Here is a 17,434-nt window from a genome sequence, read left to right as displayed (position 1 = left end):
GATGGAAAATATGCTTTGTTTTACTTAGGAAATTCAAATGGAAAATTTGATACCAAAAGAATAGGTTTGGCCACAGCCGATTCACTCTACGGACCTTGGAAAAGACCTGACGAACCTTTGTTACAACCTGGAAAAGAAGGGGAATGGGACGATTACATTACGACCAATCCTTCGTTTTTAAAACATCCAAATGGTGAGTATTGGCTGTATTATAAATCATTGGATAAGGAAGGGTATGTTCATCGAAAGTTTGAAATAAAGGGCAATAGAAAATATGGTTTGGCGATTGCAAAATCATTGTATGGACCTTATATAAAATACGAAGGAAATCCAGTAGTTGATTTTCATAAGATGGGGAATAATCAGCAATGCGAAGATGCTTTTGTTTGGTATGAAAACAAAAAATTTAAAATGCTGGCGAGAGATATGGGTGTTTTCGGGATGGATAAAGGCTTGTATATGGAGTCTAAAAACGGAATGCATTGGTCAAAACCACAAATTGGTTATCAGGAACTTAGCAAATACATTACCCAGCCAGAAGCTCCGAAACATTTGAACAGATATGGACGCGTTGAACGTCCTCAAATATTATTTCAAAAAGGAAAACCTACGTACTTATTTACGGCTTCACAAGGTGGTAAATACGAAACGGCATCAGGATTTATTTTCAAAATCAATTAAATTATCATTTATGAATTCATTTTTTAGATTAAAAATTAGTGCTCTTTTTTTACTTGGAATAGCAATAAATATGGTTGCTCAAGAAAAAATTGACCGAAAAGCAGTCGTAACAAGACACGATGTTAAAATTACTCAAATTGATACTTTGGCTTCGCTAAGTGTCGGTAACGGAAAATTTGCTTACACGGTTGATGCTACCGGTTTACAAACTTTTCCTGAGAAATATCAAAAAGGAATTCCATTGGGAACCGAAGCTGAATGGGGATGGGACAGTTACAAAAATGTAAACGGTTATAAATTTTCGGAAACCTTGAAAGAGGTTGATCAATATGGTCGAAAAGTCTCGTATTCGACACAAATCAAAGAGCCGAAGCATAGTAAAGAAGCTGTTGATTGGTTCCGTCAGAATCCACATTTATTGCAATTGGGAAATATTGGTTTTGAAATTACGAAGAAAGACGGAAGTCTTGTAAAACCCGAAGACATCAAAGCCATCAATCAAAAACTGAATTTATGGACTGGAAAAATTGAAAGTTATTTTGAAGTCGAAGGCACTTCCGTAAACGTGATTACGGCTTGTCATCAGGAAAAAGATGCTTTAGGTTTTCTGGTAGAATCGGATTTAATCAAACAAGGACGCTTGAAAATTCGTGTCCGTATTCCGTTTCCAACAGGAGAATGGGGTGATTTTGCAACGCAATGGGAAGGGAAAAATGATTATAAAAGCATCTTAAAGATCAAAAATAAATCGGAAGCAACGATTACACACCAAATGGACAGTATTTCGTATGATATTAATTTGAAATGGAAAGGAGTTGCGCAACTAAAAGAAAAAGCCAAACATTATTTTCTATTAGAACCATCAACTACTAACACATTAGAATTGAGTTGTTCTTTCATTCAAACCAATAAAAACAAAGGAGCTGTTCCTTCATTTACAGAAATTGAAAAAAGCAGTGTCGCAGGCTATGAAAAATTTTGGAAAAGTGGTGCATTCGTTGATTTTGCTGGGAGTACAGATAAAAGAGCAAATGAATTGGAACGCCGAGTTGTGCTTTCACAATATTTGACAAAAATTCAATGCGCCGGTTCGATGCCTCCGCAAGAAACTGGGCTGACTTACAATAGTTGGTATGGAAAACCGCACTTAGAAATGCATTGGTGGCACGGAGTTCATTTTCCACTTTGGGGAAGATCTCAATACTTGGAAAATACATTGGGTTGGTATGAAAATGCTTTTGATAAAGCTAAAAAATTAGCAAAAAGACAAGGTTTTGAAGGTGCCAGATGGCAAAAAATGACTGACCCGGATGGTAACGAAAGTCCGTCATCAGTTGGAGCATTTTTAATTTGGCAACAGCCACATTTTATTACGTATGCTGAGTTGTTGTACGAATCTTCTAAATCAGAAGCGACTTTGAAAAAATACAGCGAACGAGTTTTTGCTACAGCAGATTTCATGGCTTCGTTTGCTTTTTATGATAAAGAAAAAAAGCGCTATATGTTAGGGCCAGGCGTTATTCCGGCACAAGAGCGTTTTGTTGCGATGCAGACTTTTAACCCAACTTATGAATTAGCTTATTGGAACTGGGGACTGAAAACGGCAATTGCATGGAAAAAGAAAATGAACCAAAGCGTTCCTGAAAAATGGGAAGCTGTTTTGAAAGATTTGTCGCCTTTGCCAGTTCAAAACAATGTGTATTTAGCAACCGAAAGCGCGCAGGATTCTTATACCAATCCTGAATTCAAAACCGATCATCCATCTGTTTTGGGAACTTTTGGAATGCTTCCAGAGACTTCTTTATTGGACAAAAAAATAATGAAAAACACCTTCGACTTGGTTTGGGATACTTGGTCTTGGGACAAAACCTGGGGCTGGGATTTCCCGATGACAGCAATGAGTGCGGCACGTTTGGGTTTGCCAAATAAAGCAATCGACGCACTGTTTATGAATGTAACAACCAACACCTATTTGAAAAATGGTCACAATTATCAAGCGGAAAGATTAACATTGTATCTTCCAGGAAACGGCGGATTATTAACAGCAATTGCCATGATGTGTGGCGGTTGGGAAGGAACTACTGAGCCTAATCCGGGATTCCCAAAAGATGGAACTTGGAAAGTGAAAAGTGAAGGTTTTCAAAAAATGTTTTAAAAGCTTATAAAATAATATGAGACAGAATTACAGAGATAGTTTATATCAATACAGATCCAGCAGTAAAATTTTGGTTTTATTGCTGTTGTTTTTTTGTATTCTGACTCAAGCGCAGGTTGAAACTAAAGAAAGCGAAGTTGGTTTGGGCTGGAGTAACAATTCAGTCAATACGGTTATTTTTAGAAATAGTGCATTGACAACTTTTAAAAATCAACAATTTACAGCCTATTACAATCCTGATGGGAAAATGGTTTTGGCAAAACGAAAATTAAATTCCAATGATTGGGAAACTCAAATCACACCTTACAGCGGCAATGTAAAAGATGCCCACAATTGTATCAGTATTGCGATTGATATTGAGGGGTATCTTCATGTGAGCTGGGATCATCACGACACACATTTGCGATATGCCAGAAGTAAGAAACCATTAGGTCTTGAACTCGGAGAAGAACAAGCGATGACAGGCGAAAATGAGCTTAAAGTAACTTATCCCGAATTCCATAATTTGCCTAGTGGAAAACTATTATTTTGCTATCGGTCCGGAGCTTCGGGACGAGGAAATATGGTGATGAAATCCTATGATGTAAAAACTCAAAAATGGACTTCTTTGCAAAATAATTTGCTCGATGGCGAAAATCAACGCAGTGCTTATTGGCAAATTTGTGTTAGCCAAAAAGGAATTTATCTTTCGTGGGTTTGGCGCGAAAGCTGGGACGTTTCGACGAATCATGATATTTGTTATGCTTTTTCGGCAGATGGAGGAAAAACATGGCAAAAATCAACTGGCGAAAAATACACTTTGCCAATCACAAAAGCTACTGCCGAAATAGCGTGGCATATTCCGCAAAACAGTAATTTAATCAATCAAACTGCAATGACTGTGGACGAAAAAGGCAATCCTTATATTGCAAGTTATTGGAATACAAATGAAATTCCACAGTATAAAGTAGTGTATTTGAATAATGGAAAATGGAATTTGATTGACACTAATTTTCAAAAAAACAGCTTTACGCTTGGCGGCGGCGGAACCAAAAGAATTCCGATTTCACGCCCTGAAATTTTGGTAAATCAATCCATGTTGTATTTACTTTTTAGATCAGAAGAAAGAGGAAATAAAATAACATTGGCAGCTGCTAATTTGGATAAAAAAGAATGGAAATTAGAAGATATAACCAATTATTCTGTTGGACAATGGGAACCCAATTTGGATGCAGCACTTTGGAAACAAAAAGCGCAACTGCATATTTTTTCACAAAATGTAACTCAAACAGATGGCGAAGGGTTGTCAGTTATGAAGCCTCAACCTGTTAAGGTTTTAGAATTAAAAAAGTTACCAGTTATCAAATAAATGGGTAAGCTTTCAACGGATTATTATTTCGTTTGATTTTATTATGTTTTCCTCAGATTTACTTATCAATTTTATTAGCGTTAAATTTCGATTTTCAAGCTTATTGATAGTTAGTTTCAAGATGTAATTTTTGTCTACGACATATTTATTGTAATCGCCATCAATTATATCATTGTTAATTTGAAAAATGGCTGAATTTTCGTCTACTTCGGTATATTTTTTTCTTAATTCGTTTAACGAAATTAAATTGGGTTTGTAATTATTTTTGGTTTCAATGATGATTTTCCCGTCATATTGGGCATTTCCAATCTCAATATTTCCTTTCTCGACTTTGATATTTTCAATGTTATTTGGGTCAATGAATTTTAAAATACTTTGATTCACAAGTTCTCCATTCAAATAATATGCAGGATCTTTTTTGCCTTTATATTTAATGACTTGAACAACCTTGATGATGGTATCTTGTTCAGAAGCTGCTTGTGAATTTTCGGTTTTCTTCTGACCAAAAGCACTGCTGGTCAAAATTGAAATTATAATGATAATGATTTTTTTCATTTTATTGGTTTTTGGTTTGGTTTGGTTTTTTGGTTTGTTTTTTTTGAAAAATGTTCTAACGGTTTTTAATTTTCCGTTGCGAATAATTCTCTGAAATCAGTACAATAATAATTCCGACAATATAGCACATAATATCAGTCCAGGCAAACGAGGTTCCAATTACGGTTCTCGCAATTTTTGAATGTTCTAAACCTAATTTTTCAACAATACGCAAATACTGAAGAAATTCGATGCTAAACGAAAATAACAACACAAAAACAGCAACGGGCAAAACAGCTAATTTCAAAAACGATTTTATAAAACAGTAAATTAAAACAACTACTAAAACATCACCAAAATAAGGGCGAATGATATCGTCGTGGACAAATACGGCAATTAAAATTTCTATAATCAAAAGTAACACTGTGTAGAGAAAGTATTTTGGGTCGAATTTTAGCATATTTAAGCGATGAATCATATTGATTATGGAGATATTTTTTTTGTAAATAAAGCGAATTTAAAAGAAAAATCATCAATAGTAATCGCAATAAAAACAGCATCATTTTATATATTTGCAGTATTAAAATCTAATTATAAAATAGTACCATTTTCTTTTCACTAACCGGATGGTTTGAAAAGTAGTTCTGTTAATCAAGAGATGATTAGCCGGATATTTTATTGTATAATTTTTATAAGTAGAAATAATGAAAAAAAATAAAATCGCCGTAATTGGCGCTACAGGCAAAGCTGGTAAATACCTTTTGAAGGAATTAATGCAGCATGATTTCCAATTAAAACTTCTTGTTAGAAATCCCGAAAAAATCCAAACGCAAAATTCTTCAGTTCAGGTCATTCAGGGAAATGTAAATTCTTATGATGACGTAAAAACGCTGCTGGACGATTGCGATGTCGTAATCAGTATGTTGGGTTTGGGTGTACCCAATAGTGAGAAAAATATTTTTAGCACTTCAACTCAAAATATTTTGAAAGCTATGGAAGAGTTCAAAATCAATCGTTATTTGGTCATTACGGGATTAAATGTTGATACGCCTTTTGACCAAAAAGGTCCAAAAACAAAAATGGGCACCGATTGGATGAAAGCAAATTTTCCCGAAACCACTGCCGATAAGCAAAAGGAATATGAAATACTTTCTGAAAGTAATGTTGATTGGACTTTGGTAAGACTTCCTTTGATTGAGCAAACAGATGAGAAATATGACGTTGATGCAAATCTGGAAGATTGTCTAGGCGATAAAATTAGTGCAACCAATCTGGCTTTGTTTCTTATCGAACAATTAGAATCCAAAAGCTATAGCAAAAAAGCACCGTTCTTATCGAATATATAAAAGAAAAAAGGGTTTAAAATGTAGAGACGTTGCATTGCAACGTCTCTTTTTGTTTTATGTTTTATATTTTTTATGATTTCAATACATCATCGTTTGGAGCCCATTTTCTTTGCCATTCATGATATTTTTCCAGCACTTTTTCGGGAGCATAGGTGTACCATGCATAACCAGCGCGTCGCTCACGGCTTACTTCAGCTAAAGAATACAAATATTCACTATTGCGGTCGCAAAACAAAGGTTTTTCGGTGTTCAATTCATAATAACGTGTCCAAATAGGAGGAGCTGTAGAGTCTGTTACAACACGACGATCATCGGTGACGGTTTTGTATTTAGATTCAAATTCCGGAGCTTTAAAAGTCTCGATTCGGGTATTGTATATTTTGGAATCCGAAAACCATTTTACCGCACTTTGAATGGCATTAATTGTCTTTTCATTTGGATTATCAATGTCCATCAGAAATAAAACTATTTGTGCACTTTCGCCATTGCAAATGCTTGGCGGTTCAAATTTTCTGGCCCATGCAGGCAACAAAGTAACTTCATCATGTTGCTGACACCAGGCAGTAAGTTTTCCTTGATCTTTAATTTGCGAATTGAGTATACAATCAATCCCTTTTTGATAAGCTATAGCTACTTTTTCTTTTGTTTTTGGATCTAAAAATGCAAAATTCGGATCATCTGTAATTACTTTTTTCAGCATATTCATAATTCCCATATAAGCGCCATCATTGAAAGTGATGTGTCGGCTATATCCTTTTTCTAACGGGTAATATTGAGGCCAGCCTCCATTTGCAAATTGTGCGTTTATAATAAAATCTATTCCTTTAAGGCAAGCGGTTTTGTATTTCTTAATTTTAGTAGCCGTATAAACTTGAGCTAAATAGTAGATATGTGTATAAGTAGTTGAATTATCAAAAGTGGTGTGCAAAACAGATTTCGATGAAATTACGGCCTTTATTTGTTCCGGAGTCAAAATAGCTTTCATGTCATAATTTTTGGGCCATCCTCCATTATCACGTTGAAAATAAATGATGTTATCGGCTATTTTGGTATAATCCGATTCTTCATATACGGGTTGATTGGGTACTGGATTTACAATATTGGTCTCATCAGCAATATGATACCAATGATTGGTACCATCCAGAAAGGGTTTGGTGCTTATTTCTATTGAGTTTTCTTCATTAGTTTGAGCATTCGAATTCAGAAATGAAAAGAATCCTAAAATTAAACTAAGAAAAAAAGCAGTACTCTTGGTTTTAGATTTAAACATTTGAATTATTTAAGATAGTTTGGGAACAAATAATTAGAGTTTCGTGAAGTTTAATTTACAAAACGGCATCAAAAAAAAACACCAGCCTTTCGACTAGTGTTTTCTCTTTAATTTTTACATTTTCACTGCACCTTTAGAAACTTTTTTCCCAACGGTTGTTTTTTTAGTGAAATTAAATTTTGGTGTCGAAACCAATTCAATGTTTTTGCTTCCTTCACCGTCTATAGTTATTGCGCTAGGAGAAGTTGAATTAAAATCGATGTTTTTCAAAGACATGTTTTTTACATTATATATTTGAAAAACATTGCTTTCTTTTATATCTAAATTGATGTCTGACATTTTAACTTGATTAGCATCAATGATCGAAACACCTTTGTCTGCTTTACCAGTTAAATTTGAAATTTCGATATTTTCCAAATTCATTTCTGGTAATCCTTGTAAAAATACTGCTTGTTTGGCACTATCAATATAAATGTCTTTGATCACGATGTTTTTAAATTGAGGTGTTTTTTCGTCAACAGGAACGGGAGCATTTGCTGTAGCATCTCCACCTTCAGCCAATTTTTCGGCAATTGATTTTCCACCATAATACAAGTCAAAAGAAATAGCTTGTGATGGAATATTAATCATATTAATACCTTTAATATAAATGTTTTCAACAACACCACCACGTCCACGATTACTTTTGAATCTTAAACCAACATCTGTTCCCATAAATGTACAGTTAGAAACGTGCATATTTTTTACACCGCTTGACATTTCACTTCCAACAGTTACACCACCATGACCATGATACACAATATTGTTTTTAACGATAATATTTTCGCAAGGAATTCCACGGTCACGTCCGTCTTTGTCTTTTCCTGATTTAATACAAATAGCATCATCACCAACGTCAAAGCTAGAATTCTCCACCAATACATTTTTACAAGATTCTACATCAAGACCATCTCCGTTTTGAGAATACCAAGGATTACGAACAGTAGTATTTCTGATAATTAAATCCTCAATCATCAACGGGTGAATATTCCATGCAGGTGAATTTTGAAAAACAGGTCCGTCAAATAAAACGCGTTTACTGTTTTGAATACTAACCATTACTGGACGAAGGAAATCACGGATTTCTTCAAATTGTTCTTTTGTTTTTAAATCACCACGAACGTTTTGATCCGCATTTTGATTCCCTTTCATGTATTGTTCAGATGGGTACCAACTTGTTTTTTTATCGTTTAATACTCCTCCAGAAGCCACTACAGCTTTCCATTGGCTTTCGGTCAATTTATCTTTTTTAACCATTCGCCACACATCACCTGAGCCGTCATAAACTCCATTTCCTGTAAACGCAACGTTTTCTAGGTTTTTTCCATAAATAGGTGAGATACAACGCCAAGTATTTAATCCTTCAAAACTAGTTTCGATAAGTGGGTACAAATCTTTGTTTGGAGAAAATTTTATCAAAGCTCCTGTTTCAGCGTGTAATTCGATATTACTTTTTAAAATAATCGGACCAGTAAGCCAGATTCCCGGAGGGATAATAACTTTTCCTCCTCCTTTTTTGGAAACCGCATCAATAGCATCTGCAAAAGCTTGAGTACACAAAACAGTTCCGCCTTTTACTGCGCCAAAGTCAGCAATACTTACCGAATTATTTGGAATAACTGGCTCGTTTATTTTATTCATCTTAAATTCAACTCCGTAATAATCATCGGATGAACTGTTGTTTTGTGCAAGGCTTATGGGACTGCTTGATAATGTAATTCCTAATGCTAAGAATAATAATTTGTTTAATTTGAATTTCATAATATTGTAAAGTGTTAATTATGTTTGTTTTAGATGGATTTTCTATAAATAAAATTAAACGGAACTTTAATCTGCCCGATTTCTTTATTTAATATCATCCTGGCTGCTGTTTCGCCCATTATTTTAAAATCAGTAGACATTACCGTGATGCCTAACAATTCTTTTAAAGGCGTGTCGTTATAAGAAATAACTCCGATGTGTTTTCCTAATTTCATATTGTTATCTCTGATTTGCTTTATCAAACTCACCAAATCTGATTCTTCAATGGTGATAAATAAATCTCTTTTTTTAAGAACCATATCATCATATACTTCATTCAAAACCTCATAATCGATTTCAAATTCAATGCAGAATTTTTTAAAACCATGCAAAATTCTTCTTGGATAAGGATATACGGCCTTGTCTGGATAAACTAAAATGAGTCGGTTATATTCCCGGATTTTTGCGACGCCTTCTTTTAAGGCATTATAAATATCATTTTCAAAATCCTGATAAATTTTGATAACATCATTATTCATTCCCAATTTGATGTTATCCATGATTACCAATTTTTCTTTGGGAATTTTATTAATGGCTTTTACCACCTCGTCTGTATAACTACAGTGTTTTAAATCTTCTGTTTTAAAATGGGTAGTGATTACATAATAATCGTAATGCCCTTCATATTTATCAAGCAGATTTAAAAAGAGCGTTTCATCGCCATGATAAATCTGTAAATCGGTATGCGCATTGGCACCAATGGTATTAAGAAATGAGTTGTAAGTCGCCATTTTATAAGGACTCAATTTGTTTAGCAAAAACAACACATTTACTTTAGAAACTAATTTGGTTTCAGTAATGTAGTACCCTTTTCCGCGAATGGAGGTTATGATTTTTCTTTCCTTTAAAATATTATACGCCTTTTCAACAGTATCTCGAGACATATAAAATTCTTCACTAAAACTATTAATCGATGGAATTTTTTGATTCATTTTCAAATTTCCATTAGAAATATTAGTTAAAATAGAGTCTACAATTTGTTTGTATTTGGGTATACGAGAATCTTCATCTATCTTAATAATCTTAATCATGACTGGGTTTTTTAGGATATTTTTATATTAAAGATAGCAATTATTGGATTTAAATTTGTTTTTGGTTTGGGTAATTCTTTATGGTATTTCGAGCGTTTTATTATTTGTAGAATCTCTGTTTTTATTTTTATTGAGATTCAAATACAATGTAATCGATTACACAAATATATATATTTTAAAATAATATGTCTATCAAAAAAGTGACTATATTTTTAAATAATATTCAAAAAATAAGTTAAAAAAAACTTTAGAAGACTTTTTTTACAGATAGAAGACATTTTTTCTTGAAGGAAATTATCAATTTACTTTTTTCATAACCTTCATCAATCATGATTATAAGTGTTAAATCTGCCGTTTTTTTCTTAAATACGTAATGTATTTTTATAAAATCATATGCAGTAAAGGATAGTACAGGATAGTTTTGTTTTAGCTATTCAATTATTTTACAATTCTAAATCACAACCAAATTAACCAAATAATTTTTTTAAATCAATGGAATCAATACTCGGAATATTTTTTCACTCTATAGGAGGATTTTCATCAGGAAGTTTTTATATGCCTTTTAAAAAAGTAAAAGGTTGGGCATGGGAAAGTTACTGGCTTATAGGAGGTCTTTTTTCATGGCTTATTGTGCCACCGGTTGCGGCATATTTGACTATTCCGAATTTTATGGGAATCATCGGTGTTGCTGCTCCATCGATAAAAGCATTGGCATTTACAATGGGATTGATTTGGGGAATTGGAGGATTGACTTACGGTTTGGGTGTTCGCTATTTGGGAATGTCATTGGGAAATTCAATCGTACTGGGATTTTGTTCAGCTTTTGGCGCATTGGTTCCTTCGATCTATTATAATTTTCACCCAACAGAAGGTAAAATTTCTTTTACTGATATGCTTGACAGTTCAGGCGGAAGACTGGTTTTACTAGGAGTTTTAGTTTGTTTGATTGGAATTGCTATTTCTGGAAAAGCAGGAATGCTGAAAGAAAAAGATTTTGCAGTAGGACATGAAGATAAAGACAAAGAATTTAGTCTTGTAAAAGGATTAATCATCGCTGTGATTTCGGGTATTCTGAGCTCGTTTTTCAATTTCGGAATTGAAGTTGGAAAGCCATTGGCAGAAGCAGCAGTAGTTAGCGGTTGTAACCCTTTGTTTCAAAATAATGTGACGTATATCGTAGTGCTTTGGGGCGGATTGACAACCAATTTCATTTGGTGTATTTTTCTGAATTTCAAAAATAAAACATTTGGAGATTATACTAACACTCGAACTCCAATAAGCAAAAATATAATGTTTTCGGCATTGGCAGGAACCATGTGGTTTTTACAATTTTTCTTTTATGGAATGGGCGAAAGCAAATTAGGAAACGGCGCCAGTTCCTGGATTTTACACATGGCAACAATCATTTTGACAGCTAACTTTTGGGGCTTTTATTTGAAAGAATGGAAAGGCGTTTCCAAAAAAACATTCAATACTTTTCTTGTTGGAATCGGATTGATAATGCTTTCGATTGTATTGGTTGGAATCGGAAACTCATTATAAAAAAACTTTGAATAGATATGTCAAATATAAATATTGAAAATATGACTTTTAAGCACGTAAGTTATCTTTGGGATGAAGCTAAAGCAAAAGAATTAGCCGGAGATGAAGTAGCACTTTTTATTTATCGCTCTAATTTATTGGGAGCTGATTTACGATTAACAAATTATGGAGGAGGAAATACCTCAGTAAAAATTACCGATAAAGACCCATTAACAGGAGAAGCTTCAGAAGTAATGTGGATAAAAGGGTCAGGTGGAGATATCGGAACATTAACAAAATCGGGTTGTGCAGCTTTATATTTAGACAGACTTCGCAACCTGGAAAATGTATACAGAGGAATTGAATTTGAAGATGAAATGGTAGAATTATTTAACCACTGTATTTTTGATTTAGCTTCAAAAGCACCTTCTATTGATACGCCTTTACACGGATTTTTGCCATTCAAACATATTGACCACTTGCATCCGGATGCAGCTATTGCCATTGCTGCAGCTAAGGACGGAAAGCAAATTACTGAAGAATTATTTAATGGAGAAATTGGATGGGTTGGATGGCAACGTCCTGGTTTCGATTTAGGACTTCAGTTGAGAGCGTGTTTGGAAGAAGCTGCTCAAAAAGGAAAGAAATTAAAAGGGATTATGTTAGGATCTCACGGATTGTTCACTTGGGGAGATACAGCATACGAAAGTTATGTAAATACGCTTGAAGTAATTGAAAAATGCGCGGAATATTTAGAAAGCAATTACGGTAAAAAACGTCCGGTTTTTGGAGGTCAAAAATTAGAAAGCCTGAACGAAGAAGCCCGAAAATTACAAGCAGCAAAAGTGGCTCCAATCTTAAGAGGTTTCTGCTCTTCTGAAAGAAAAATGATCGGCCATTATACAGATGATGCCAGAGTTTTAGAGTTCATCAATTCTAATGATTTAGAAAAATTAGCTCCTCTTGGGACTTCTTGTCCTGACCATTTCTTGAGAACAAAAATTAGTCCGTTGGTTTTGGAATTAGATCCAAACGAAGATTTGACTGATTTGGCCGCAATCAAAGCAAAATTAACTCCTGCTTTTGAAGCGTACAGAAAAATGTATGCAGCTTATTACAATACTTGCAAAAAATCAAATTCACCAGCAATGCGTGATCCAAATCCAGTGGTGATTTTATATCCGGGAGTTGGAATGTTCACTTTTGCAAAAGATAAAACTATGGCGCGTTTAGCATCAGAGTATTATGTGAATGCAGTAAATGTAATGAAAGGTGCAGAAGCAGTTTCAGAATATACTTCATTGCCGCACCAAGAAGCTTTTGATATAGAATATTGGTTGCTGGAAGAAGCTAAATTACAACGTATGCCAAAACCAAAAGCATTGTCCGGTAGAGTAGCATTGATTACTGGTTCAGGTGGTGGAATTGGTAAAGCTATCGCTAAAAAATTCGCTGAAGAAGGAGCTTGTGTTATTTTAAATGATATTGACGAAGAACGTTTGGCAGGAGCTAAAGCAGAATTTATCAAATTGTTTGGTAAAGATGCAGTGGCAAGTACTTTATTAAATGTGACAAACGACACAAGTGCTGAAAAAGCATTCGATGCATCATCTTTGGCTTTTGGAGGTGTTGATATTGTGGTGAATAATGCCGGAATCAGTATTTCAAAATCGATTGCAGATCATTCATTGGAAGAATGGGATAGACTATATGATATTTTAGTGAAAGGACAATTCATTGTTTCAAAAGCAGGAATCGAAGTAATGCGCAAGCAAGGTTTTGGTGGAGACATTATAAATATTGTTTCTAAAAATGCTGTTGTAGCTGGTCCAAACAATCCTGGTTACGGTTCGGCCAAGGCGGCTCAAGCACATTTAACACGTTTAATGTCTGCTGAACTAGGCGCTGATAAAATTCGTGTAAACACCGTAAATCCAGATGCAGTAATCTCCGATTCTAATATTTGGTCAGGAGGATGGGCAGAAGGTCGCGCCAAAGCATACGGTATTACTGTTGAAGAATTGCCAGCTTATTACGCTAAACGTACTTTATTAAACGAAATTATTTTGCCGGATGATATTGCTAATGCTTGTTTTGCATTTGTAGGCGGATTGTTGAACAAATCAACAGGAAATGCTTTGAATGTAGACGGTGGAGTAGCAATGGGCTTTTATAGATAAATTGTTTTTGGTTTTTTATTGGTTTAAAACTAAAAAAAGGAGCTAACGTTTGATTTATTCAAACGTTAGTATCTTTCAAAAACCACTTAAATTACTAACTTTAATAATAAAAAAATTATGTTAATTGAATCACACAAAATAGCTTCACATAATGACGATTTATTAAAAAGTCATTCCAATAAATTGATTTTTACCGCTTCTGAAATTGCCAATAGCGAAGCGATTATCCAAAAATTAATTGACTTCCAAATTGCAATTCCATCTTGGGCATTGGGAACTGGAGGAACACGTTTTGGACGTTTTGCCGGTGGCGGGGAACCTCGTTCATTAGAAGAAAAAATAGAAGATGTAGGTTTGTTGCATAAACTAAACAATGCATCTGGAGCCATATCATTGCACATTCCTTGGGATATTCCACAAGACCATAAAGCGATAAAAGCTTTGGCTGCGCAACACAATTTGTTGTTTGATGCGGTTAATTCAAATACATTTCAAGATCAGGCCAATTCTGAATATTCATACCGATATGGTTCTTTGCAAAATGTAAATAAAGCGGTTCGTAAACAAGCCATTGATCACAATATCGAAGTGATTAAACAAGGTATTGAATTGGGTTCTGAATCTTTGACCGTTTGGTTGGCTGATGGATCTAATTTCCCTGGTCAATTGAATTTTAGAAAAGCTTACGAAAATACTTTAGAGAGTTTACAAGAAATATACGCAGCTCTTCCAACAAATTGGAAATTGTTTTTAGAATACAAATGTGCTGAACCTAATTTCTATTCCACTACTGTTGCAGATTGGGGACAATCTTATTCTTATGTAAAAAAATTAGGAGATAAAGCTAAAACGTTGGTTGATTTGGGACACCATTTGCCAAATGCAAATATTGAACAAATAGTTTCTTTATTGCTAATGGAAGATAAGTTAGGTGGATTCCATTTTAATGACTCGAAATACGGTGACGATGATTTAACTGCCGGCGCTTTAAAACCATACCAATTATTCTTAATTTTTAATGAATTGGTTGAAGGTATGGATGCACGCGGAATGAATCATGCCAAAGATTTAGGCTGGATGATTGATGCTTCTCACAATATCAAAGATCCTTTGGAAGATTTATTGCAATCTGTTGAAGCTATTATGATTGCTTATGCACAAGCGCTTTCAGTTGATAGAAAAGCATTAGAAATTGCTCAGGCAGAAAATGATGTGGTAAAAGCTCAGGAGATTTTGCAAAACGCTTTCCGTACCGATGTTCGTGCCTTAGTTGCCGAAGCTCGTTTGCGTAACGGTGCGGCATTAAATCCAGTGGCTTTGTATCGTAGTTTGAATGTGAGAAAAGAACTTATCAGCGAAAGAGGACTTAAAACAATGGCTACAGGATTATAAGTTATGACTAAAGTAAATGCAGTATTTGATATTGGTAAGACAAACAAAAAGTTTTTTCTTTTTGATGAGGATTATAATGAAGTATACCGTGATTATGTAAATCTTCCGCTTACGGTTGATGAAGATGGATTTGAAACAGAAAATCTTGAAACGCTTCGTTCTTGGATCAAAGAAACTTTTGATACCATTTTAGAAGATTCTCGTTTTGATATTAAAACTTTAAATTTTTCATCCTACGGTGCCAGTTTAGTACATCTTGATTACAAGGGAAAACCACTGACTCCGTTATATAATTATACCAAAGATATTCCTAAAGAGATTTTAGAAGATTTTCATACCAAGCATGGTGACAAATTGACTATTGGTGCTGCAACAGCTTCGCCTCCTTCTTCTGGAATGCTAAATTCTGGAATGCAATTGTATTGGCTCAAAAAAACGAAGCCTGAGTTATTTTCTCAAATAAAATATAGTTTGCATTTACCTCAATATTTATCGTATTTATTTACAGGAATTCCGGTAAGTGAGTACACAAGTATTGGTTGTCATACGAATCTTTGGAATTATGATGAAGAAGATTATCATAAATGGGTTCACGATGAAGGGATTGATAAAATATTGCCGGCAATTGTGCCTACATCAGCCAGTATAAATACGACTTATAAAGATAAAAAGATTAAAATTGGTGTTGGGATTCATGATAGTTCTTCGGCCTTGTTGCCTTATATTTTAAGCAAAAAGAAACCTTTTTTATTGCTTTCTACAGGAACATGGAGCATTGCTTTAAATCCTTTTAATTCCGAAAGTTTAAGCAAAGAAGACATTGAAGATAATTGCCTGAATTATTTGCGAATTGACGGTAAACGAGTGAAAGCTTCCCGTTTTTTTATGGGAAATGAATACCGCTTACAAGTTGAAAAACTGTGTGAATATTATCAAAAAGAATATGGGTATCACAGAGACGTGATTTTCGATAGAGATATTTATTTGAAATTGATTAAAATGCCAGCAGTCTATTTTAAATTTGAAGGGATCTCTTTGCAACGGTTACCACATAGAACTGATTTAGAGTTGTTCGATACTTTTGAGGAAGCATACCATCAATTGATGATTGAATTAATGGAATTGCAGATCGACACTATCAATAAAGCCATTGGAAACAGTAATATAAAGAAGATATTTATTGATGGAGGATTTACAGACAATGATGTTTTCATGAAATTAATGTCGCATCATTTTAGTTCATTCAAAGTGTTGTCTACACATTCGCCATTAGGATCGGCTTTGGGAGCTGCAATGGTAATTTCGGATAAACAAATTACGTCGCAGTTTCTAAAAGAAAATTACAGAATGAAAAAGCTGGTTCCATTATTATTTTAACCCGTTGGATGAAATTCTAAAAATGAAAAAAAATTAACCACATAAAAACATAGATTTAATAGCGAATCATTAAGGAACGAATAGAAATAGCACTATTTTCCACATAGTCAATCTATGTGAGAAGTGAAACGGTTATCTAACTCTTTTTTAAAACTATAAATTCTATGTTTCTATGTGGTAAAAAATAATTTCACCCAACGCGTTATTTTAATTTAAGAATCAATAAAAAAACAATAAATATTTCCATATGAAAATTGGACTTTTTATTCCCTGTTATGTGGATCAGTTTTATCCAAAAGTGGGTATAGCAACTTATGAATTACTGCAAAAATTAGGCTGTGATATCGATTTTCCAATGAAGCAAACTTGCTGTGGGCAACCAATGGCAAATAGCGGTTACCAACATTTAACCAAAGGTTGTGATGCAAATTTCATTGATAATTTTGCAGGTTTTGATTACATAGTTTGTCCTTCCGGAAGCTGTGTAATGCATGTCAAAGAGCATTTGCATAGCGAAACCAACGAAGCATTAGCTGCTAAACTTCGAGCCTCAGTCTACGAGTTAACCGAATTTATTACTGATGTTTTAAAGATTGAAAGTCTCGAGGGTAATTTTCCTTTCAAAGTAGGAATGCACCAAAGTTGTCATGGACAGCGAGGATTAAAACTGTCTCAAATGAGTGAATTAAACGCTCCGCAATTTTCTAAACCGGGACAATTATTATCTAAGATTCAAGGATTGGATTTAGTTTCTTTATCC

13 protein-coding genes and 1 pseudogene are annotated in these 17,434 nt (G+C 34.2%); 9 read left to right on the top strand and 5 right to left on the bottom strand.

The annotated features are described in order from the left end of the window. The 3 genes and pseudogenes from VLC96_RS04435 to VLC96_RS04425 form a co-directional block, all read left to right on the top strand. Positions 1-681, top strand: a pseudogene (locus tag VLC96_RS04435) (glycoside hydrolase family protein); the annotation flags it as partial. A 10-nt stretch (positions 682-691) separates the two neighbouring features. Continuing rightward, positions 692-2,836 (top strand): hypothetical protein, encoded by a 2,145-nt coding sequence (locus VLC96_RS04430; protein WP_325260866.1) that lies wholly within the window; start codon positions 692-694, stop codon positions 2,834-2,836. A gap of 16 nt (positions 2,837-2,852) precedes the next feature. Next, positions 2,853-4,184, top strand: coding sequence for a BNR repeat-containing protein (locus VLC96_RS04425; protein ID WP_325260864.1), 1,332 nt, complete (start codon positions 2,853-2,855; stop codon positions 4,182-4,184). Between the two features lie 12 nt (positions 4,185-4,196). Here VLC96_RS04425 and VLC96_RS04420 read toward each other — a convergent pair whose 3' ends face one another. Next, positions 4,197-4,739, bottom strand: coding sequence for a hypothetical protein (locus tag VLC96_RS04420; protein ID WP_325260863.1), 543 nt, complete (start codon positions 4,737-4,739; stop codon positions 4,197-4,199). A 55-nt stretch (positions 4,740-4,794) separates the two neighbouring features. Further along, positions 4,795-5,178, bottom strand: a complete 384-nt coding sequence (locus VLC96_RS04415) for a ribosomal maturation YjgA family protein (protein ID WP_325260861.1) — start codon at positions 5,176-5,178, stop codon at positions 4,795-4,797. Between the two features lie 244 nt (positions 5,179-5,422). Between VLC96_RS04415 and VLC96_RS04410 the strand changes: the two genes are divergently transcribed. Further along, positions 5,423-6,064, top strand: a complete 642-nt coding sequence (locus tag VLC96_RS04410) for an NAD(P)-dependent oxidoreductase (RefSeq protein WP_325260859.1) — start codon at positions 5,423-5,425, stop codon at positions 6,062-6,064. A 70-nt stretch (positions 6,065-6,134) separates the two neighbouring features. Here VLC96_RS04410 and pelA read toward each other — a convergent pair whose 3' ends face one another. From pelA to VLC96_RS04395, 3 genes are all read right to left on the bottom strand, one after another. Continuing rightward, the gene (pelA, locus tag VLC96_RS04405) at positions 6,135-7,334 is read right to left on the bottom strand and encodes a pectate lyase (RefSeq protein ID WP_325260857.1); all 1,200 of its coding nucleotides are present in this window, start codon (positions 7,332-7,334) and stop codon (positions 6,135-6,137) included. Positions 7,335-7,448: 114 nt separating this feature from the next. Then, entirely contained in the window at positions 7,449-9,134 is a 1,686-nt protein-coding gene (locus tag VLC96_RS04400) for a glycoside hydrolase family 28 protein (protein ID WP_325260855.1), read from the bottom strand. 29 nt (positions 9,135-9,163) lie between these two features. Further along, on the bottom strand, positions 9,164-10,204 hold the full coding sequence (locus VLC96_RS04395; RefSeq protein ID WP_325260854.1) for a GntR family transcriptional regulator: 1,041 nt from the start codon (positions 10,202-10,204) through the stop codon (positions 9,164-9,166). A gap of 492 nt (positions 10,205-10,696) precedes the next feature. Between VLC96_RS04395 and rhaT the strand changes: the two genes are divergently transcribed. The 5 genes from rhaT to VLC96_RS04370 form a co-directional block, all read left to right on the top strand. Then, positions 10,697-11,746 carry an L-rhamnose/proton symporter RhaT gene (rhaT, locus tag VLC96_RS04390; RefSeq protein ID WP_325260852.1) on the top strand — a complete coding sequence of 350 codons (1,050 nt, stop codon included), beginning with the start codon at positions 10,697-10,699 and terminating at the stop codon, positions 11,744-11,746. 17 nt (positions 11,747-11,763) lie between these two features. Beyond that, positions 11,764-13,905 (top strand): bifunctional aldolase/short-chain dehydrogenase, encoded by a 2,142-nt coding sequence (locus VLC96_RS04385; RefSeq protein WP_325260851.1) that lies wholly within the window; start codon positions 11,764-11,766, stop codon positions 13,903-13,905. Positions 13,906-14,022: 117 nt separating this feature from the next. Beyond that, the gene (locus tag VLC96_RS04380; RefSeq protein ID WP_325260850.1) at positions 14,023-15,297 is read left to right on the top strand and encodes a sugar isomerase; all 1,275 of its coding nucleotides are present in this window, start codon (positions 14,023-14,025) and stop codon (positions 15,295-15,297) included. Between the two features lie 3 nt (positions 15,298-15,300). Continuing rightward, entirely contained in the window at positions 15,301-16,674 is a 1,374-nt protein-coding gene (locus VLC96_RS04375; protein WP_325260849.1) for an FGGY-family carbohydrate kinase, read from the top strand. 247 nt (positions 16,675-16,921) lie between these two features. Beyond that, on the top strand, positions 16,922-17,434 hold a 513-nt coding region (locus VLC96_RS04370), incomplete at its 3' end, for a (Fe-S)-binding protein (protein ID WP_325260848.1).

The sequence above is a fragment of the Flavobacterium sp. genome (genome assembly GCF_035456085.1).
GTDB lineage: Bacteria > Bacteroidota > Bacteroidia > Flavobacteriales > Flavobacteriaceae > Flavobacterium.
This window is presented reverse-complemented; position numbering and strand designations above follow the sequence as displayed.